The sequence below is a fragment of the Clostridium subterminale genome (assembly GCF_039521425.1).
In the GTDB taxonomy this organism is placed as follows: domain Bacteria; phylum Bacillota; class Clostridia; order Clostridiales; family Clostridiaceae; genus Clostridium_J; species Clostridium_J subterminale.
The window spans coordinates 524,841-545,825 of sequence record NZ_BAAACI010000001.1 but is presented as its reverse complement, the minus strand read 5'-3'; the positions used below and the strand labels follow the sequence as shown (position 1 = coordinate 545,825).

23 protein-coding genes are annotated in these 20,985 nt (G+C 28.8%); 20 read left to right on the top strand and 3 right to left on the bottom strand.

All coding sequences use genetic code 11. From position 1 onward, the window contains the following. The first annotated feature begins 171 nt into the window (after positions 1-171). From ABDZ93_RS02800 to ABDZ93_RS02785, 4 genes are all read left to right on the top strand, one after another. On the top strand, positions 172-705 hold the full coding sequence (locus ABDZ93_RS02800) for a putative ABC transporter permease (protein ID WP_343823428.1): 534 nt from the start codon (positions 172-174) through the stop codon (positions 703-705). A 340-nt stretch (positions 706-1,045) separates the two neighbouring features. Beyond that, entirely contained in the window at positions 1,046-1,324 is a 279-nt protein-coding gene (locus ABDZ93_RS02795; protein WP_343823426.1) for a DUF2087 domain-containing protein, read from the top strand. Between the two features lie 109 nt (positions 1,325-1,433). Beyond that, on the top strand, positions 1,434-2,165 hold the full coding sequence (locus ABDZ93_RS02790; RefSeq protein WP_343824511.1) for a DUF2087 domain-containing protein: 732 nt from the start codon (positions 1,434-1,436) through the stop codon (positions 2,163-2,165). A gap of 176 nt (positions 2,166-2,341) precedes the next feature. Continuing rightward, the gene (locus ABDZ93_RS02785; protein WP_343823425.1) at positions 2,342-2,554 is read left to right on the top strand and encodes a hypothetical protein; all 213 of its coding nucleotides are present in this window, start codon (positions 2,342-2,344) and stop codon (positions 2,552-2,554) included. A gap of 66 nt (positions 2,555-2,620) precedes the next feature. Here the strand turns inward: ABDZ93_RS02785 and ABDZ93_RS02780 are convergent, their stop codons facing one another. Next, positions 2,621-3,361, bottom strand: coding sequence for a TIGR03915 family putative DNA repair protein (locus ABDZ93_RS02780; RefSeq protein ID WP_343823423.1), 741 nt, complete (start codon positions 3,359-3,361; stop codon positions 2,621-2,623). A gap of 29 nt (positions 3,362-3,390) precedes the next feature. Continuing rightward, complete coding sequence (locus ABDZ93_RS02775) at positions 3,391-4,788, bottom strand: putative DNA modification/repair radical SAM protein (RefSeq protein ID WP_343823421.1); 1,398 nt, start codon at positions 4,786-4,788, stop codon at positions 3,391-3,393. A gap of 162 nt (positions 4,789-4,950) precedes the next feature. Between ABDZ93_RS02775 and ABDZ93_RS02770 the strand changes: the two genes are divergently transcribed. After that, positions 4,951-5,328, top strand: coding sequence for a hypothetical protein (locus tag ABDZ93_RS02770; RefSeq protein ID WP_343823420.1), 378 nt, complete (start codon positions 4,951-4,953; stop codon positions 5,326-5,328). An 88-nt stretch (positions 5,329-5,416) separates the two neighbouring features. Continuing rightward, positions 5,417-6,133 carry an EcsC family protein gene (locus ABDZ93_RS02765; RefSeq protein WP_343823418.1) on the top strand — a complete coding sequence of 239 codons (717 nt, stop codon included), beginning with the start codon at positions 5,417-5,419 and terminating at the stop codon, positions 6,131-6,133. Positions 6,134-6,242: 109 nt separating this feature from the next. Here the strand turns inward: ABDZ93_RS02765 and ABDZ93_RS02760 are convergent, their stop codons facing one another. Then, the gene (locus ABDZ93_RS02760) at positions 6,243-6,644 is read right to left on the bottom strand and encodes a hypothetical protein (RefSeq protein ID WP_343823417.1); all 402 of its coding nucleotides are present in this window, start codon (positions 6,642-6,644) and stop codon (positions 6,243-6,245) included. Positions 6,645-6,877: 233 nt separating this feature from the next. Between ABDZ93_RS02760 and ABDZ93_RS02755 the strand changes: the two genes are divergently transcribed. From ABDZ93_RS02755 to ABDZ93_RS02690, 14 genes are all read left to right on the top strand, one after another. Next, positions 6,878-8,059 carry a hypothetical protein gene (locus ABDZ93_RS02755; protein ID WP_343823416.1) on the top strand — a complete coding sequence of 394 codons (1,182 nt, stop codon included), beginning with the start codon at positions 6,878-6,880 and terminating at the stop codon, positions 8,057-8,059. A 245-nt stretch (positions 8,060-8,304) separates the two neighbouring features. Continuing rightward, positions 8,305-8,958: a CpXC domain-containing protein gene (locus ABDZ93_RS02750; RefSeq protein WP_343823415.1), complete on the top strand. Its 654-nt coding sequence runs from the start codon at positions 8,305-8,307 to the stop codon at positions 8,956-8,958. 396 nt (positions 8,959-9,354) lie between these two features. Continuing rightward, positions 9,355-10,191 (top strand): CAP domain-containing protein, encoded by an 837-nt coding sequence (locus ABDZ93_RS02745; protein WP_343823413.1) that lies wholly within the window; start codon positions 9,355-9,357, stop codon positions 10,189-10,191. 283 nt (positions 10,192-10,474) lie between these two features. Next, complete coding sequence (locus ABDZ93_RS02740; RefSeq protein ID WP_343824509.1) at positions 10,475-10,804, top strand: DUF6483 family protein; 330 nt, start codon at positions 10,475-10,477, stop codon at positions 10,802-10,804. Between the two features lie 431 nt (positions 10,805-11,235). After that, a complete protein-coding gene (locus ABDZ93_RS02735; RefSeq protein WP_343823412.1) occupies positions 11,236-12,900 on the top strand; it encodes a ribonuclease J in 1,665 nt (554 codons plus the stop codon). 327 nt (positions 12,901-13,227) lie between these two features. Next, a complete protein-coding gene (locus ABDZ93_RS02730; protein ID WP_343823411.1) occupies positions 13,228-13,884 on the top strand; it encodes an SIMPL domain-containing protein in 657 nt (218 codons plus the stop codon). 123 nt (positions 13,885-14,007) lie between these two features. After that, on the top strand, positions 14,008-14,490 hold the full coding sequence (locus tag ABDZ93_RS02725; RefSeq protein ID WP_343823409.1) for a DUF6241 domain-containing protein: 483 nt from the start codon (positions 14,008-14,010) through the stop codon (positions 14,488-14,490). 281 nt (positions 14,491-14,771) lie between these two features. Further along, positions 14,772-16,058, top strand: a complete 1,287-nt coding sequence (locus ABDZ93_RS02720; protein ID WP_343823408.1) for a hypothetical protein — start codon at positions 14,772-14,774, stop codon at positions 16,056-16,058. Further along, a complete protein-coding gene (locus ABDZ93_RS02715; RefSeq protein ID WP_343823407.1) occupies positions 16,045-16,716 on the top strand; it encodes a DUF6320 domain-containing protein in 672 nt (223 codons plus the stop codon). The genes ABDZ93_RS02720 and ABDZ93_RS02715 overlap by 14 nt, the downstream gene beginning before the upstream one ends. A gap of 10 nt (positions 16,717-16,726) precedes the next feature. Further along, complete coding sequence (locus tag ABDZ93_RS02710) at positions 16,727-17,647, top strand: alpha/beta hydrolase (protein WP_343823406.1); 921 nt, start codon at positions 16,727-16,729, stop codon at positions 17,645-17,647. A gap of 40 nt (positions 17,648-17,687) precedes the next feature. Further along, complete coding sequence (locus ABDZ93_RS02705) at positions 17,688-18,446, top strand: N-acetyltransferase (RefSeq protein WP_343823405.1); 759 nt, start codon at positions 17,688-17,690, stop codon at positions 18,444-18,446. A gap of 23 nt (positions 18,447-18,469) precedes the next feature. Then, entirely contained in the window at positions 18,470-18,922 is a 453-nt protein-coding gene (gene def, locus ABDZ93_RS02700) for a peptide deformylase (RefSeq protein WP_343823404.1), read from the top strand. 530 nt (positions 18,923-19,452) lie between these two features. Further along, complete coding sequence (locus ABDZ93_RS02695; protein ID WP_343823402.1) at positions 19,453-19,644, top strand: hypothetical protein; 192 nt, start codon at positions 19,453-19,455, stop codon at positions 19,642-19,644. Positions 19,645-19,673: 29 nt separating this feature from the next. Further along, complete coding sequence (locus tag ABDZ93_RS02690) at positions 19,674-20,894, top strand: alpha/beta hydrolase-fold protein (RefSeq protein WP_343823401.1); 1,221 nt, start codon at positions 19,674-19,676, stop codon at positions 20,892-20,894. Positions 20,895-20,985 lie beyond the last annotated feature (91 nt).

The following is a 20,985-nucleotide window of genomic DNA, read 5'->3' as shown; positions in this document are numbered from 1 at the left end:
ATTTGTTTTTTAAGATGTTTAAAAAAAGAGATATTTCAAGATAAAATTATTATTTTGAAATATCTTTTTATTTTAAAGAAAGTTTGATAAGGAAAATTTTAAGTATAATGTAGAAAAACTTAGAATAAATCCATAAATCTAGGTAAAAATACTGTTGAAGGAGGCTTATTTATGGATATTATAAGTTTTGTATTATACTTTATATTTAATTTCTTTTTCTATGGATTTGTAGGCTGGATAATTGAAAATTTGTTTTGCTATTGTACTAGAGGTCATTTTCAAAAGGATGGATTTCTAAGTGGACCATTTAAACCTATGTATGCTATAGCTATGAGCATTTTAGTATTAATTGAATCAACCCTTAATATTAATGTATATTTTTTAATACCACTATGTTTTATAATTCCAACTGTTGTTGAATATATAACAGGAATAATAATGCGAAATTATTTTAATAAAAATTACTGGGATTATTCGGAGCTTAAGTACAATTTTAAGGGAATTATATGTTTAGAGTTTTCTATGGCATGGACTATATTAACCTTCATAGGAGTGAAATATCTTCAAATAGTGGTAAATAATGCATATCAAATAATTTATCCAATATGGCCAATTTGCTCTACCATTTTAGTAATAATTTTATTTATAGATGAGATTATTACTTTAAAAGAATTCAAAGATAAGAGAAGAGTTATTCAAAATTAAATTGAGTCATAGTAGTACAATAGAATCTAGATTTACATTTGTAAAATTAAATATTATAGGATATAAACAGGTGGTTAGGATTAGGTTAGTATATTTTATAGACTGTACTATAAAATATGTTAACTTTATTTAAGAAAACTGCCTGTTTATTTTTAAATTAAATGAATTCTTATATAAATCTGTGAAAGATATAAGAGTGAGAAATATTATTTTTAAAACAAAATAATTATATATCTATAAATGCGTAGACAAAAATAAAAATATATCATATTATTATAGTGTAGAATAATTAAAAGATGCTTATCCAGTGAATGATTTTTAATTAAGGGGAGGTATTATAGTGGAAAAGATAGATAGATTTATTGATATTGAAGGTAGAATAAAAATATGGCCAAAGAAGAAAGAATTAAAGATTGAGGTTTTGAAGTATTTAGCTACAAAGTTTAAGTATGACTATTCATATAGTGAGAAGGAAGTTAATAATATAATTATAAATTGGCATACCTTTGAAGATTATTTTTTGCTACGCAGAGGTTTAATAGACTATAAATTTTTATGTAGAAAAAAGGATGGATCAGAATATTGGAGAAATAAGGAGGAAATCCATGAGCAACAATAGAGTCGATGTAAAAGAAAGTAAAATAAAGAGTGTTGAAACAGCAAATAAACACATTGAAAATAATAGAGTAGTAGATGTAAAATCCAATGAAATATTTTGGAATGCAACTATGGAAGATCTTAAAAGGGGATATATTAAACAAGGAGATACTATTAAATGTTTAATTTGTGGTAAAATATTTCAACTTGGAAAAGTATATATGATAGATGAAGAGTTCTATGAATCGTGGAAAGCAGCAGAGATTCATATTCGGAATACTCATAATTCCATGTTGGAATATCTACTAAATATGAATGGAAGCTTTACTGGGGTTTCAGATGTGCAGAGGGAAGTACTAAAGCTTTTTGCAGAAGGTATATCAGATAAAGAAATAGCTAGTAGATTAGGAGTTGCCACATCTACTATAAGAAATCATCGATATAAGCTAAGAGAAAAAGAAAAGCAGTCAAAGTTATATTTAGTAATGATGGAATTATTAGATGAAAGTACTAATAAGAAGATAACTAAATTAGATAAGGGGATTATTTGTGATGCTCATAAGACAGCTACTACTTTAGATTATAGGTTTAATATAACTAGTGAAGAAAAGATTCAAGTTATACAAAATTATATCAATGAAGATGGTAGTTTAAAAAGTTATCCATCTAAGGAGAAGAAAAAGATTATAGTTTTAGAGCAAATAATGAGAAGTTTTACTATAGGTAAAGGTTATTCAGAGAAAGAAATCAATAGAATACTATCTAGGGTATATGAAGACTATGCTACTGTAAGAAGGGCATTAATTGAATATGGATTTTTAAGTAGATCTAATGATTGTAAAAGTTATTGGGTGAAGGAATAAAATAATGTAGGTATTAATACTTTAAATTTAAATGAAGGAAAAACCGTATTTATATAGAATATAAATTATTATTAGATTACAGTATAAGCTTAGATAAAATTAGATTTTAATCAATAATCCAAAGAAAGGAAAGGGTATAGAAAATTTAAATACATTTATCTATACTGGGTGAAAAAATGAAAATAGAATTGGATGATAAAAATGTACTTTATGTATTAGACAGTATTCATGGTAAATATATAAGCACAAAGTTATATTTTAAAGAGCATACCAATGAAATAGATAAAATAGGTATGACTACTCCTGAAGAATTAAAAGCATTGTATAATGATTTGCTTGAACAAGTTCATGCTCAAGGAGAATACAAATTTCTAGAAAAAATAAAGTAATGGAAGATAGAGTATCTATTTCATGGAAATAAGGTCATATAAAAAGAATAAACTTTTTATATGACCTTATTTTACTTCAGGTAAGTGGTTCCAATATCTTGTTGGCATACTTCTACGCGTTAATTTAAGATTTTCTCGTTCCTTTATATTTATGGCATTATAGAATTCCTTCCAAAGGTTCTCAAAGTTATCATTGAGAGGGGAAGTTTCTAAGGATTCACCATAATCTTTAGAAAAAGACGAGATAATGCCTTCTTTTTTATTATATATTAAAGCAAGTTCTCTCCTCATATCATGAATTATAAAATTTTGGTCAGAAAATCTTTCTATAAAATGAGCCTGAATAAGAGGGAGAATGTTATGGTCAGGCTCTATAGCTGAGTAAAAGGTAAAAGGAGCAATTTCTTTAAATCTAACAAATCCAGTAAATCTATGAGCTTCTAAGGTAACTTTTCTGCAATATTTATCTACAGTTAAGATAATATCATTATTTTTGGCTAAATTAATGATATCTCCAAATTTAAAACATAGTTTAATGTATTTATATACTAAATCCTCAGAAGTTTGGAGGTCACTTAAATATAAATAATATACATTTTTAAGAGTTAAGTAGCTAAGTTTATCCCTTATGCTAGCATATACTCTATTAAATTTATCCTCTTCGGTAGTTATTTCTTCCGTTGTTGTAATTAAGCTAGGAATATATGAGGAAGATTTAGTAATTTTAACTTCTTCTTTACAACTATAAGCATAGAAAATTGTAGTTAAAAGACCCTCAAAGGACCCGTCATATAAGAATTCTTTCATGTTGTAACACCACCAATACTTTATTATATTTATAGTTCTCCAGTTAAATAGGTACATCTATCCTCTAAAAGCAAAGTTTTATCTAGGGAGTTCATTTCATTTTGGAATGATGAAGACAATAGAAGCTTAGTATATTGATTATCTAAAATTGGTATGGAGCTGTTGTTAAAATTAAAGTCAAGAAAGCTTAATTGCTCATACTTTTCATTTTCGATATAGTTTAAATCAATTTTAGGTTTTAGCACAGATCTAACCTTTTCTTCATCTAAGTCCACAGAGCCATAGTATTTACCTTTGCATACTATAAAGTATTGAGCACGTTTTAAAACCACTCCTAACTTTTTTAAATCATGAAAGGTGAGAAAACTAATTCTTCTAGCACTAATAATTTTTTTAGCTCCACGAATACCTATACCAGGTATTCGAATTAAAAGTTCATAGGAAGCTGTATTGATTTCTAGAGGAAATATATTAAGGTTATTTAGAGCCCAATTAGTTTTAGGATCAAAGTTTATATCAAAATTTGGATTTTCTTTATTAAGAAGTTCTTCAGCTTTAAAACCATATACCCGTAGTAACCAATCTCCTTGATAAAGTCTATGCTCTCTAAGGGTAGGTGGGGTTTTTAAATTGGGTAAATTCTTACCATTATTTACTGGAATATAGGCTGAGTAATAAACTCTTTTAAGTAAAAAGTTGTCATAGAGATTCTCTGTAAGATTTAAGATATCTAAATCATCTTCTTTGGTTGCACCAACAATTAACTGAGTGCTTTGCCCGCCAGGTACAAATAAAGGAGCCTTTTTAGATAATTTTCTCTCTCCATTACTTATAATTATGTTATTTTTTATGGATTTCATAGGAGAAAATATATCCTTTTTATTTTTTTCGGGAGCTAAGAGCTTTAGGGAATTATTAGATGGAAGTTCAATATTTACGCTCATTCGATCTACATATTTCCCAGCTTCTTTTATTAAATCTTCATCAGCTCCAGGAATAGCTTTAAGATGTATATATCCACGAAAGTTAAATTGGTTTCTTAACTTTTTAACAACTGATGTTAATAGTTCCATAGTATGATTAGGATTTTTAATTACTGCTGAGCTTAAAAATAATCCTTCAATATAGTTTCTTCTGTAAAAGTTCATAGTTAGACTTATCACTTCATCTACAGTAAAGGCAGCTCTTTCCACATCATTAGATCTCCTATTAATACAATAGGAACAATCGTATATGCAATAATTAGTTAGTAAAATTTTTAAAAGAGATATACATCTTCCATCTGGAGTAAAGGAGTGACATATACCACTAGGAGCAGAAGAACCTAAAGCACCTTTAATTCCTCCACGATTAGAACCAGATGAGGAACATGATACATCATATTTTGCAGCTCCACTTAATATCCTAAGTTTTTCACTAATCTCCATTGAAATTCACCTTCTAACACATAATAAATAATCTATATAAAAATTATACCAGAACGTTTGTTCGTGGTCAATAAAATAAAATTTATTTTTATGTAATATAGTGTGACTTATTTGAAGTGTCTTACATAACATAAAATATAGCAAGAATTATGGAGTTATTAAATGAACAATTGTAAAGATAACTGTAATTGTAACGATAACTGTGATTGCAATGATAATTGTAACTGTGATTGTAACTGTGATTGCAATTTTGATTGCGATTGTGATTGCGATTCCACTGACAGTGGGGTAGGTGGAGTTGTAGATGCGAAAGAAGTTAGATGTCAAAGAAGGGAAGATAGACTACTTATTTTAATTTTAATACTTCTTTATTGTCAAAATGTATCTACAAACTCTCAATACTATAGATGTATTAATAGTCAATTGATAGATTACGTGCTGTGTTCAAATCGTCAATTAATGTGTACAATTTTATGCATGTCTCAGAACTTAGTGGGTAGCATAGTAGATTGTTGTGCTAATCAAAAAAAACGTAAATAAGAGCAGAGTAATCTGCTCTTTTACTATTGGTTAATAATATGTGGAGTGTGATAAAATAGAGTATATATTTAAGAAATAAGGTGATGAGATGGATATATATGAAGATATAATATATGGGGAGTTAATGCAATGGAAGAGGGAAATGGAGAAGAAACCAACCCTTGGGAATAATCTTTCTAAAAATATACAAGATAAAATGAATAGATTCATTCCAGAAAAATTTCATGTCATGGTTACAGAAGTTATAAAGAATATGGTTAAAGTAGTTATTTTAGGGTCTGAATATACTACATTGGAACCTATAAAATATATGCCTACGATAGAGAGAGAAATGCTAGTAAAGGAAAAGATTCAATTATATAGAAAGGCAGCAACATTAAGTGGAGCTAGCACAGGATTTGGTGGCTTTTTTATAGGTTTAGCTGATTTTCCTATATTGTTAAGTATAAAAATTAAGCTATTATATGAAATTGCTAGCATATATGGTTATGACACAAAAGATTATAGAGAGAGGTTATACCTTCTTTACATATTTCAAATTGCTTTCTGTAGTGATAAAAGAAGAATAGAGGTATTTCACGTATTAACTAATTGGAAAGAGTATTCAGATAAATTGCCTTTAGATAAAGAAAATTTTGATTGGAGAATCTTTCAACAGGAATATAGAGATTATATAGATTTAGCAAAATTTTTTCAGCTCGTACCTGTTATAGGAGGGGCAGTAGGAGCTGTAGCTAACTACAAGCTAGTAGAAAAGCTAGGTGATACTGCTATGAATGGATATAGACTAAGATATTTTGATTAACACTTAAAAATTTGATAAGTTTATAATATCTAAGGAAAACTACTCTTAAATATTATATTATTGTAGTATAGTTTAGGTTAAATATAATAAAAAAGTTGGAATGTAAAATTTAATCTACATTCCAACTTATTTTAAAACTCCCACTATGATCTCCTTCTACTTGTATTTTATATTTTCCATCATGAGGTATGACTATAGTTTGAATTAAAGAATTATCTATGTTTTCGTTTTTATATAACATACGGTCATCCTCATCAATTAGTGATATAGCCAAGTTTCCACCTTCATTTTCAACCTTTATATTAATAGTTAACTGGTCATTCGAGTCTAACTTAAGTGTTTTGTATTTATAGCCCTTAAAACTTTTATAGGTCATTTCCATAGAGCTTTTTGAAGTGTGTTCTTTAGCTTTCCTAGTTTTGTAGTTGCCATCAGTGGCTGAACATTTGTTGATTATCAATATAATAATTAATATACATAGGAGTAATAGGAGTTTAGTTTTTTTAGCCATAAATAACCTCCACATAGACATCTAATATATTTATATAAGAATAGTATGGAATTATGCCTAAATTATATTTTTAAATTTATAAAAATAGACAATAAATATTAAAAAGAACATATAAACTATATATTTACTATTTTGCTTTAAAATATATATGATAGTATATATATAAGATAATATAATTTATTACAAATACAAATTTACTTTAATAATAAGTGTTAATAAAATGGAGGTTTTTAATGATTAATGGACAAAAAGAAATAACTACAAAACAAAATAAAAAGAAAAGCAAATTTTTATCAGGAGTTATATTTTTGGTGGTTTGCGGAGCAATTGGTGCTATTATAGGAATTTTATCTGTAACTTATTTTAAAGATTTTATGGATAATTATATTAAAAGTGATAATTTTCTTTTAGAATTACTTAGATACTATGGACTTATACTAATATTTTTCTTAGGCTATATGATTCATATTATCATTCATGAGGCAGGACATCTTGTATTTGGACTTATGACAGGATATTCCTTTGTGTCCTTTAGAATAGGATCTTTCACTATAATTAAAGAGCAAGGCGAAATAAGCTATAAGAAGTTTGGTATACCAGGTACAGCGGGGCAATGTCTTATGATGCCACCTGATATAAAGGATGGAAAGTACCCATTCATAATGTATAATTATGGTGGAGGAATAATGAATTTAATAGTAGCAGGAGTAGGTATACTATTGGCTATTTTAATAGAAGAAATGCCTATACTTATTTCAGCAATGCTAATATTAATTAGTGCAGGGGGTATATTTGCAGCCTTTACTAATATAATTCCGTTAAAAGTTGGAGGAATTTCTAATGATGGATATAATGTGATATCCATGTTGAAGGATGAGAATGCAAGAAGAGGGTTTTATTTTCAACTTAGAGTTAATGGACTACAATCACAAGGAATGCGAATTAAGGATATGGAATTAGAGGAATTAAAAATAAGTGAAGGAAGTGACTTAATAAATCCACTTAATACTTCGCTTAAACTTATGGAGTATAGTTGGTATTTAGATAATATGGATTTTGATGGCGCAAGACAATGTATTGAAGATTTTACACCATGTATGGACAAGATAATTCCACTATATAGAAATGAAATAAATTGCGAAAAAATGTTTTTAGAGCTCATAGGTGATTGTAACAAGGAGTTTATTGATAGTGTATATGATAAAAATCTTAGAAAGTATATAAAAGCTTCTAAATTTATGATAGGTAAGAAGAGAGTAATGATGGCTTATGAAATTTTCTATAATAATAATAAACAAAAAGCATTAAGCTATTATGAAGAAGCAATAGAGTTATCTAAGAAATATCCTGTTAAAGGGGATGCAGATATGGAGTTAATGCTAGTAAATTGGATTAAGGAAATCATGAGTATTTAATCCTATTTAATATTTCCATAAAGATAATAGGAATTAAAATTTTGTATATGATAATAAATGACATTGAAAGCTATATCTATTTATGATGTAGCTTTTTATGGTATATATGCAGAAAAAGAATGAAATTGTAAACAAAAGTTTAAATATTTAGAAAAGAATATAGTTACATTTACAATGTAATGTGATAAAATATACAATATAGATAAAAACTTTTTCTAAGACTACTAATTAAAAGGGGGGTACTTATGTCTTTGAATAGTAATGTAGAAGTAATCTGTCAAAATTGCTTGATAAAAAGTACTACTAAGTTATGGAATAGCATTAATGTAACTATAGATGAAAAGGCAAAAGAGAGAATATTAGATAATATCTTTTTTAAATTTACATGTCCTATATGTGGTCATATATCAACCGTTGAATATGATTGTTTATATCATGATATGAATAAAAGGGAGATGATATATTTAATAGCAAACTATAGTAGAGATAATGATGAATTAGTTAAAGAACTTGAAGCCTTATCAGAAGAAGTTTTGCCACAATTTGGTGATAAGTATAAACTTAGAATTGTAACTAGTAACTATGATTTAATAGAAAAGATTAAGATTTTTGACTGTAATTTAGATGATAGAGTTATAGAAATATGTAAGTTGTATTATATTTCTAATATAGTAGATATTAATTTGGACATTAGTTTTAAAAATGTATATTTTGATTATGATATTACTAAAGATAGTATGGTTTTTATATTTATAGATGATAAAGGGGAAGCACTATCATACAATTTGGATATGAAGATATATAATTTTATAAGAGATAAATACTTAAATGTTATAGAAGAAAAGGAATACAAGAGTTTTCAAATTATTGATAGACAGTGGGCAATTGAGATCAGTTAATATAATAATAAATAAAGATTTATTATAAAGAAGGCAGGGATGATACCTGTCTTCTTTTATGAAATTTTACAAGTAATTGAAAAACACTAAGATTTTTGATGAAAAATATTTACGTGCTTATATATTTTCTTAAATTATTTTTTAGTAATTTTATCTAAGGATATTTTTGTAAAAACCCTGTAATGCAGTAATAGTACTGTTTTTAATCTGGGTAATAAGTCCATTATGGGTAATACTTAACTATGGAGGATAATGTATCATTGATTAGAAATTATCAACCATTATAAATTTAAAATTTGTATGTTATAACTATAGCACAAGGTGGTTAGACGTAAAAGTACATTAACTACTAGAAAAGTGGACAAGTTATTAAGTCCAAATATAGGAGGAATGGAAATGAAATCGAAAGCATTATCAATATTAACATTATTATTAGTAGGAAGTACATTAGTAGGAGGCGTACAAGCAGAAGCAGCTGTAAACACTAAAAGCCAAGTGAACACTGAGAATTGTAGAACTATAAGTAATTATCAATATGGCAATTTAGATTATACTAAATTTATAAATGGAAACTTTATAAATGACTTTGAATCTATGAAAAATATGATAATCAATCAAAAAAATTGTACAACTGTACCAATTACTCCGCCTAAAGAAGAAGTAAAGGATCCAACAACTAAGCCGACGACACCACCAACAACTGGACAGGATACGTCAACTAAGCCACCTGTCACTGAAGTACCAGTAGTGCCTGAGAAACCAGTAGTACCTGAAAAACCGGTAGTACCTGAGAAACCAGTAGTACCTGAGACACCTGTTGTTAATGAGAAGTTTATGGCTCAAGTTGAACAAGCTATATTTAACAAGGTAAACGAAGAGAGAGCTAAAGCTGGAGTACCAACTTTAAGCTATAACACAACTATGGAAAAATATGCTAGAATTAAATCTCAAGATATGGGAGATAATAACTATTTTAGTCACCAAGACTTAAGTGGAAATCTTATAACAACTAAGATGAAAGCTGATGGAGTTTCATATAGAGCTTGGGGAGAAAATATAGCATATATAGGGGGAGTAACTGATCCAACTGCATTAGCTAATCAATTTATGACTAACTGGATGAATTCAGAAGGTCATAGAAAGAATATACTATCAACTAATTTTGAAAGTATAGGTGTAGGTGTATATAAATCTGGTAATAGAGTTTATGCAACTCAAGAATTCTATAAATAATATAAGAGAATTTTAGAAAAACTAAATATAGATTTTGAAATAAAGATTAAAAATATCCCTTATTGTAGACAAATGAAACTACAATGAGGGATATTCTTATACTATCAAGAAAAATATTATATTTATTATTTTTAATATGTAATAAAATGATATAATATATTAAGAAATTACAGTCCAATGCTTAAGATAATTAAGTTAGCTATATATAATTTAAAGTTAAGAGATTAAGAAAGAGTTGTAGGGTTGTTTACATTTAAGAAGGCGAGTTTTTGGATATTGAAAAATTATTAAAGATATAGGAAGAGTAGGTGCTAAATTGTTATTAAATAAGAGTGAAAAAAAGAGAGAAAGTGTAGAATTTGGGCAGGTTAATTCCATAGAAATATTAAGGGGAGTACTAAAGCGTCTTATTGAAGAAAAGAATTATAGTAAGGCTGAAGATATACTATTTAATGAATTTGAAAATAAGACTTCTGAAGAATTATGTAATGTAGCAGTTGAATTCTACAATTTACTACTTGAAAAAAGTGATGATGATTTAAAAGGTGGAAACTTTTCCAAGGAAGAAGCACATCAAGGCTTAGAAGATATAAAAAGATATAAAAAGATTTAAAAAGATTTAAAAAGTAACAAATATTTAAATCTAATACATAATCATAGCTGAGAATATTTAAGGGTTACTAGTTTTTATCTTTTATAATAGTAAATTCAGTATATTTCTATCTATAGGCTAATATATTATACTATATAAATTATTAATTTAGGAGGAAGATATGTCCAGAGGTAGGGGTAAGGAAGATAAAAAGGCAGCTAAGAATACTGGCAAAGATAAGAAGGGTGACAAGAAAGTTAAGAATAAGAACGAGTTAAAGAAGAAAAAATAAACGCAGTATTTAAAATCTATAAGAAAGTTTAGAGGCTATCTCAAAGTTGAGACGGTCTCTTTATTTATAATAAAAAATATTTAAATTAATGAAAGTATTTAAATTCATACTATAACACATAATAAATATATATTAATTAATGTTAAAGGAAGGGATTTTTATGGAAGGGAAAAAATGTGTTAAAGTAATACCCCTGGGTGGATTAGGTGAGATAGGAAAAAATATTACTGCTATTGAATATGATAAAGACATTATAGTTATAGATTGTGGTATAGCATTTCCAGATGAAGAAATGTATGGGGTTGATTTAATCATACCTGATATAACTTATTTGATGGATAATAAAGAAAAGGTAAAGGCTTTTGTTCTTACCCATGGACATGAAGATCACATTGGTTCATTACCTTATATTTTGAAACAATTAAATGTACCAGTGTATGGAACTAGATTAACCTTAGGTATATTAGGAAATAAGTTAAAAGAGCATTTTTTAGAGAATGAATTCACTCTTAAAACTGTGGAGGCTGGGGAGACTATTGAATTTGAAGATCTTAAAGTTGAATTTATAAGAAATACCCATAGTATAGCTGATTCTTGTTCTTTAGCTATCCATACTCCTATTGGAGATATACTCCATACTGGAGATTTTAAAATTGATTATACACCTATTGACGGTTTAGTTATGGATTTGGAAAGAATATCTCAATTGGGAAAAGAAGGAGTTTTGCTTTTAATGGCAGATAGTACAAATGTAGAAAGGCAAGGACATAGTTTATCAGAAAAGACTATAGGGCAAACCTTAAATAGAATTTTTTCTACGGCTACAGGAAGAGTAATCGTTGCGACTTTTGCCTCCAATATACATAGAATGCAACAAATAGCTGATGCTTCAGTTAAGTACAAAAGAAAGATTGCTTTTAGTGGTAGAAGTATGGAGAATATATCTACTGTAGCTATGGAATTAGGTTATTTACATATTCCAGAAGGAACTATGATAAATGTAGATGATATAAGAAACTATAGAAATGAAGAAATAACTATAATAACTACAGGTAGCCAAGGAGAGCCTATGGCAGGTCTTGCAAGAATAGCTTTTTCAAATCATAGAAAGATTCAATTAGAGCCAGATGATTTGTTTATCATCTCAGCATCTCCTATACCTGGGAATGATAAGCTCATATCTAGGGTTATCAATGAACTTTATAAAAAAGGTGCAGATGTTATCTATGAAGCTTTAGAAGATATTCATGTATCTGGTCATGCTTGTCAAGAAGAGTTAAAGTTAATACATGCCTTAGTTCATCCGAAGTATTTTATGCCCGTCCATGGAGAATATAGGCATTTAAAACATCATAAAGACCTGGCTAAAAGTTTAGGTATGGAGGAAAAGAATATATTTATAATGAATACTGGAGATATACTACAGCTTTCTGATGATGAAGCAAAAATATCTGGAAGAGTTCATACTGGAAGGGTACTTGTAGATGGTATAGGAGTAGGAGATGTAGGCAACATAGTATTAAGAGACAGAAGGTATTTAGGTCAAGATGGTATGGTTGTTGTAGTTGTAACTTTAGAAAAGGAAAGCTATAGTATAGTTGCAGGACCAGATATTATAACTAGAGGTTTTGTTTATGCCAAGGAAGCAGAAGATATGATTAATAAAGTTAGAGATATAGCAAGAGAGGAAATTGAAAGTTCTTTAGCAAATAATCAGATAGAATGGTATGGATTAAAGACAAATGTAAAAAGATCCATAGAGAGATTTCTATATAATGAAACTAAAAGACGACCAACTATATTCCCAATAATTATGGAAGTATAATTTAATAATTTTTAAATAGCATACTATAGATAATAGTTATCTGTGGTATGTTATTTATTTTATATGATGACTACCAACTCTAATATTCCTATTTTCTTCAAAGTGGGAGTAAAAGCTGCTACGTCCCTGGAAAACGATTTCCCCTAAAGGACAACGAATTCTAAGTATCGAAAATACTGATACTTAGAATTATGTTAGTAACCTTCAGAGGGGGTAAAAACTCCCTCTAAAGCAAAGAACTCTGTTTATATCACAGCTATTTGTAATATTTATACCTTAATTTAATAAATTTATACTATATAAACTTATTAAATTAGGAGGGGTATTATGGAAGACAGAGTTATAAGTGTTAAAGGGAAAGGAAAAGCATCAGTACCACCAGATACAATAGAAATAAATATGATATTAACTACAGTAAAACCTACCTATGAAGAAGCTCTGAATGCGGCTAGTAGGGACTTGGATGAATTAAGATCATGCTTAAGAAGTGCAGGCTTTGATAAAAAAGATATAAAAACTACTAATTTCAGAGTGGACACTAAATATGAAAATATTGCTGATCCCAATGGAAATTATAGGAGAGTTTTTGTAGGATATGAGGTTACTAATAGCTTAAGAATTGAATTTGAAAATAATACTATGAGATTAACTAGAGTCCTTAATGCTCTTGCAGGTTGCCCAGCAACACCTGAATTTTCTATAAGGTATAAAGTTAAAGATGATACGAAAATTAAGAATTTACTTTTAGAAAGAGCCGTAGAGGATGCAAGATTAAAGGCTAAAGTAATGGCAGAGGCTGCAGGAGTAAGACTAGGAAAGATTCTAAGGATAGATTATAGTGGGGATGATATTCAATTATATAGGGACATTTATAGCATGAATAAGAATCTAATTTCTACAGGAGTGGCTCCAAACATTGATTTACAGCCAGATGATATAGAGGTGGAAGATACAGTGACTGTAGTTTGGAGAATTGAAAGTTAACTTAATATGGTATAATAAGAGTGGTTAAGCCTTAGAAATAAGGCTTTTTTTATAAAATTGTTGAAAAGTATATAGATTTATTGATACAATTATTTACATATAAAGATAAAAGGGGGTAAGTGTATGAAGGCCTTTTTTAGAAAAAAGTCAGTTATTATTTCTATTATAGTAATTATTGTAATAATAGCTGCTGTATTTGGGGTAAATTATCTAATGGACAGGAAGTCAGGAAAGTTAGCTGCTAAAGAAAACCAACAGGAGATAAAATCAATTAATGAAGAGATATCACAAGAAGAGTCTAAGGAATTGAAGCCAGCAGATTATTATCCTGAAGCAGAAATTTATGATATAATGCATAGAATGGCTAATACTAAAATAATTGCAGAAAATAATAAAATTTGGGGAGAATTACCCATGGAAAAAGAAGAAATTCAAAATTTGAAAGGCATTGTTGAAAAAGTAAGTTATGAGGATAGAGAAAAATTATTAGATATTTTAACTAGATGGGAAGCAGGAGATTTTTCTCAGGCGGATAAGGATCATAATTATGTTTGGGAAAAGTTAGGTGGAACTATAGGACGAGCTTTGGGTATAAAAGCTGATTAAAAGGTATAGAATTTTTGTTCTATACCTTTTAATATTTTTTCACTAATATGGCTAGAATACAAAGGCAACTTAGAATTTTAATTATATATTTATATTAATTTTAATATAAGAATACTTGTATAAAGTAAATAGCTTCAAGCTAATGAAAGTATAGATTAAATTTGATATAATAGTTAGTAATTAGTATAGTAACAATAGTTAAGAAAGAGTACAGAAAGAGTCAAGTTGGAACTGGAGATAGAATTATTATATTAACGATAGTTAAGGAAGAGTGAAGATAAATGAATAAAAAAAGTCATCAAACAAAGTGGAGACGATTAGATAATACAGCAAAAATATTTCCTGTCATTGCTAATGAAAACTTAAGTAATGTTTTTAGAGTGTCTGTCACTTTGAAGGAGGATGTAGTACCAGAAATTTTACAGCAAGCGTTAGAAGAGGTACTTCCATGGTTTGATGGATTTAACGTAAGACTTAGAAGAGGTTTTTTTTGGTATTACTTTGAAACTAATAAAAAGGTACCCGTAGTTGAAAAAGAAGCTACTTATCCTTGTAAGTATATAGACCCTCGTAGTAATCAGCAATTCTTATTTCGTGTATCTTACTATGAAAGAAGAATTAACTTGGAGGTTTTTCATGCTATTACAGATGGAATGGGTGCTATTAACTTTTTAAAGGAGCTTACTTATCACTATATAGAACTGCTTAAAACTAAGGAGTCTTCTAAAAAAATTACTAGAAGACCTAGTAGTGAATGTATACTTGATACTGAGGATAGTTATTTAAAAAATTATAAGCGATTAGCTAAGAAACCCTATGGCACTAAAAAGGCTTATCAGTTAAAGGGAGAGTTGTTATATCTAGACACAGTAAGTGTTATTCACGGCTATGTTGATCTAGTAGGGCTAAAAGCAAAATGTAAAGAAAAAGAAGTAAGTATAACTAGATACTTATTGGCGTTATTGATATGGTGTATTTATGAGGAGTATTTAAATAAGCAAAAATATGAAGATCCTATATCAATTAACTTACCTATTAACCTTAGATCTTTTTTTGAATCTACAACTACTATGAACTTCTTTGCTGTAACAGCCATAGAATTTTTATCAGATGGAAAAGATTATACTTTTGAGGATATTCTTTTTATGGTAAATAAACAGATGGATGAAAATATAACTAAAGAGAAACTAGAAGAAACTATTTCTTATAATGTATCCAACGAGAAAAAGCCTTTAGTTAGATTTGCTCCATTAGCCCTTAAATATATTGCGTTACAGCTAGTTTATGGAAGAATAAGTAGAGGAAATACTATGACTCTATCTAACTTAGGTAATATAAAGGTTCTTCCGGAATTTGATGAATACATCGAGAATTTCCATTTTATTATAGGTGTAGCTAAAAAGCAAAAAATGAAATGTGGAGTATGCTCTTATAAAGATAAAGTGGTGGTGACTTTTTCCTCAGTTTTAGGAGACACATATTTACAAAGAGCTTTCTTTAGAGCTTTAACTAAAGAGGGAATTGATGTAACAATAGAAAGTAATGGTGTATTAAATGAAAAGGTGTAGAAGATGTCAAGTAAATATATTGGATGAAACTCACACTTGTCCTCTATGCAGAAGAGTTCTAGAGTATGATGAGATGAATGTAGAATCAACTAGAATGTATCCTAATGTTGAGTATGATATAGGCAAATATAAAAAAATTAAAAGAATTTTTTTGTTTATCTTAACTGTAGTTTCTGTAGTTTTGGGTTTTATAAACTATATTACCTACTCAGGAGTTATATGGTCTTTAATTGCAGTGGTTGGAATCATATATTTTGCAGTTACAGTTACATATTCCATTATGAACAATGCTAATTTGGCTTCTAAAATATTAGTTCAAACCATAGGAGCTGGAATTCTAGTTATAGTCATTGATAATGTTACAGGGTACATTGGATGGTCTGTAAACTATGCTATTCCTGCAATGATACTATTTGCTAATTTAGCAATTGTGCTTCTTATGATAGTTAATCCTATGAATTGGCAAAGTTATTTTATGTATCAAATTGCTATTACTATTTTTAGCTTTATTCCTTTGATTTTATTTTGGGTAAAATTAATAGATAGACCGTTTTTAGCTATTTTAACTAGTGGAATTTCAATTCTTATTTTAATTGGTACCATAGTTTTTGGTGATAGAAGCGTAAAAAATGAATTGATTCGTAGATTTAATACCTAGGAGAGAGAAGATGAAAGATAAAAAGACTAGTATTCGTGGAAACTTAGTTAGAGAACTAATTGATAATATTACAGATACTTCCTTGGGAGAACCAATTCAAACAGGAAAATTTAGAAAGCATCCTGTAGAACCACTTTGGAAGTGTCCCAATGGATATTTGTATGAAAAAATAGAGTTAGATAATTTTGTTATGGAATATTTAAAACCAGAAGAAAAATCTAATGGAAAAGTAATTCTGCAGCTTCATGGTGGAGGCTACATTGGTCCCATGAAAAATGTGTATAGAAGATTTGCAGTAAATTATTCAGAACTAGGTAAAGGTGCAGAGGTTTTAACTATTGATTATAGAGTAGCTCCAGAGAATCCATTTCCGGCGGCATTAGAAGATGCAATAGCTGCTTATCAGTGGCTTATAGAAGAAAAAAATTATGAATCAAAAAATATAATGGTAGTGGGAGATTCTGCTGGAGGGGGATTAGCATTAGCGCTGTGTCTTTACTTAAGGGATAATGAAATTTCTCTTCCTGGAGGAATTGTAGTTATGTCACCTTGGAATGATTTGACTCATAGAGGTACAAGTTATGTAGAAAATTATGAGCTTGACCCTCTTTTTGGTAAGACTACAAACAATATGCTATATGATTCAGCTTATATTGGAGATAATGATCCTCATAACCCATATATATCACCAGTTTATGGAGATTTTACAGGATTTCCACCAATGCTTATGCAAGTGGGAACCCATGAAGTACTTTTAAGTGATACTCTTACCGTGGCAGAGAAGGCAAGAAATGAAAAGGTTAAAGTTAAGTTGTCTGTTTATGAAGGTATGTTTCATGTGTTTCAAATGGCAGGAGATTTAATTCCGGAAAGTAAAGCAGCATGGAAGGAAGCAGGAACTTTTATAAATAAGGTTTGGAAAATTAGATAGTGATAATGGATTCAACTATTTTGGGAAGGGGAATAAATCATTGAATATTATTACAGTAGACAATGAAAATATTGAAAAAGAACACATTTGCTGTGCCATTGCTGATAAAAAAGGTGAATGCCAAGTGTCATCGAAGAAAGCGTGGATGAAGGCTAGATTTAATGATGGATTAGTATTTAAAAAAGGCGATGTAAGAGGTAAAGTTTTTATTGAGTATATACCTGCCGAAAAAGCTTGGTGTCCTATTATTGCAGAAAAGTACATGTTCATTAATTGTCTTTGGGTATCTGGTCAATATAAGGGTCAAGGGATTTCTAATAAATTATTAGATGAATGTATTATAGATAGTAAAAATAAAGGAAAAAAGGGATTAGTAATCTTATCTTCAGATAAAAAAAGACCTTATTTAGCAGATAAAAAATATCTAATCCATAAGGGGTTTTTAATTGCAGATAGAGCAGAGCCTTATTATGAACTGTTATATTTACCTTTTAAAGATGGAGAAAATAAACCTTCCTTTAGGTCATGTGCAAAGGAAGGTAAAATAGATGAAATGGGATTTGTACTTTATTATAGTAATCAATGTCCTTTTACAGCTAAGTATGTACCTCTTGTTGAGGAAATTGCTAAAAGTATGAATATTAATATGCAGGTTAAGAAATATGAAACTATAGAAGAAGCACAAAATTCACCAACTCCATTTACCACATATAGTTTATTTTATAATGGACAATTTATAACGAATGATATCTTAAATGAGAAAAAGTTTATTAAAATATTAGAAGAAAATCAAGATTAGAGCAAAGTAGAGGTGTAATTTAAATGGCGTTAAGAAAAATTAGACTATCAGATGATGAGATATTAAGAAAAAAAAGTAAAGTAGTTGAAAATGTAGATGATAGAATAAGATTAATCTTAAATGATATGGCAGATACTATGTACAATACAGAAAATGGTGGTGGCTTAGCTGCTCCACAGATAGGAATATTAAAAAGATTAGTTGTAATGGATATGGGACAAGGATTGATAAAATTAGTTAATCCAAAGATAATCTACAAAGAAGGGGAACAAAATGTGGTAGAGGGGTGCTTAAGTATACCAGATACTTGGGGAAAACTAAAAAGACCAGCAAAGGTTATAGTGCAGGCTTTAGACGAGAATGGTGAGGAGGTCACATTTACCGGTACAGGTGACTTAGCAAAATGTTTCTGCCATGAGATTGATCACTTAGATGGAATACTCTTTACGGATCTTGTAACAGAATACATTAGGTAATTACCTTTTAAAATAAAAGTGGGGCTTTCGCAAAATAAGCTAATCTAAATAAATATTGAATAAGCACTTATATTATTAACGCTCAGCCGTTTCGGAATATTGATTTACTAAAGCATTTATTCAAGGTAAAATCTACAACACAACAACTCGTATACACTCAAACAAGTTGAGTTGCTTACGATTTTACCATTCATAAACACTAAGTAAATCTAATATCCCTGCAAATGGCATTCGCTAACAATAATATTAAAGTGCATCTTCAATATTTTATATAAGATTAGCAATATATTTTGCGAAAGCCTCATTTTTTAATTATGTTATATAAAAATCATAATAACCTTAAATATGCAAATTAATTTATGTAAAATAAAGAATATTATAACAATAACCTTTATTATGATATATAATTTAAATAGATGTTTTATGGTAAAGAGAGGTACTTAAAGGTGGATGATATTTATCTAGAGTAATTATATACTTTTGGAGATGTAGGAAAAGAACATGGAGATAGGATTATAATTGTTTCATATGTGGCATATAAAGAGTTCTTTAGTGAAGAGAAACAAAAGGACTTTCATAATGTATCAATTAGATTATATACCCTTAGTGAAATCATAAATTCAGTAATTACATCTGGTTTTATACTAAAAAGCTTTGAGGAGCATCCAGTCTGGAATAATGAAAACATACCGTGGGAGTTCACTATATTAACTGATAAATAAGCAGTAATTGAAAGAGAGGAAAGATTAGTATGAAGAAATCATTACTTAAAAGTAGAACTATAACTGAACTAGAAGAGAAAATTAAATTATATGGGGAAAGAGCTATAGAAGAATTTTTATGCATTATAGAGGAGAAGGGGACTCCAATAATAGAAGAGTTAGAAAATGATTCTAAAAATAGTTTAGTTACCTTTATTTATAAAGGAGATAAAGAATGTAAAAATGTTTTGTTTGTACCTCCTGTAGGAAAAGAGAATTATAACGATAATCAAATGCAAAGAATATTGGAAACAGACTTATGGTACATTACCTATGAAGTGAGAAATGATGTACGTTTTAAGTATTATTTTTCACCAAATGATCCACTAGATAATAATTGGGATGAAAGATACTATAATAGATCTGTATATGATAGATTAAATAAAAAAGTAATGATTTTTAAAGGGGAAAATGAAGAAGATGATGAGAAAAGTTCTTATGTAATAATGCCACAGTCACAGGAAGATGTTTGGACTAAAAAAATAGAAGATGTACCAAGAGGAAGTTTAGAAGAATATAAATTTGAAAGTGAAAATTTAGAGGATAAGCGCAGAATTAGAGTTTATACACCTTATGGATATGATAGGAATGAAAAAAACTATGGGTTTATAGTATTAACTGATGGTGACGAGTATATTAATCTTCTTTCTGCCATAGAAACTTTAAATAATCTTATAGCTTCTAAAAAGATACCTCCTATAGTTGCAATATTCATTGATTCAACAGAAGACAGGATGAAAGAATTGAAGTGTAGTGATTCTTTTGGAGAAGTTATAGTAAAAGAATTAATTCCATGGGCTAGGCAAAATTATAATATTTCTATTAACCCAAAAGATGCCATAATTTGTGGACTAAGTTTAGGGGGATTAACAGCAACTTATTTAGGGTTAAACTATTCAAAAATTTTTGGAAATGTTCTTTCTCAGTCGGGCTCTTATTGGTATAGACCTGAAAGTTATAGTTCTGTTAATGATGATTGCTGGACGAGCTCTAATTTTAAGAAAACAGATAAATTATCCCTTAAATTTTATTTAAGTATTGGGGTTTTAGAAACTAAGGATAAAATAATCGATACTAATATAAATTTAAAAGATACTTTAACGGCTAAAGGATATGATATTGAATTTCAATGGTTTAAAAGTGGACATGATTACTTAAGTTGGGGAGAAAACTTAGCAAATGGGTTGATTTCACTTATAGGAATAAATTAGGAGAAGAGGATTTGTTGTGAGCAACAAGAGTTCGCTAATGCTTTTATTTATGATTTAAAGCTAGGTTTAAAGTGATAATTACTTGGGGAGG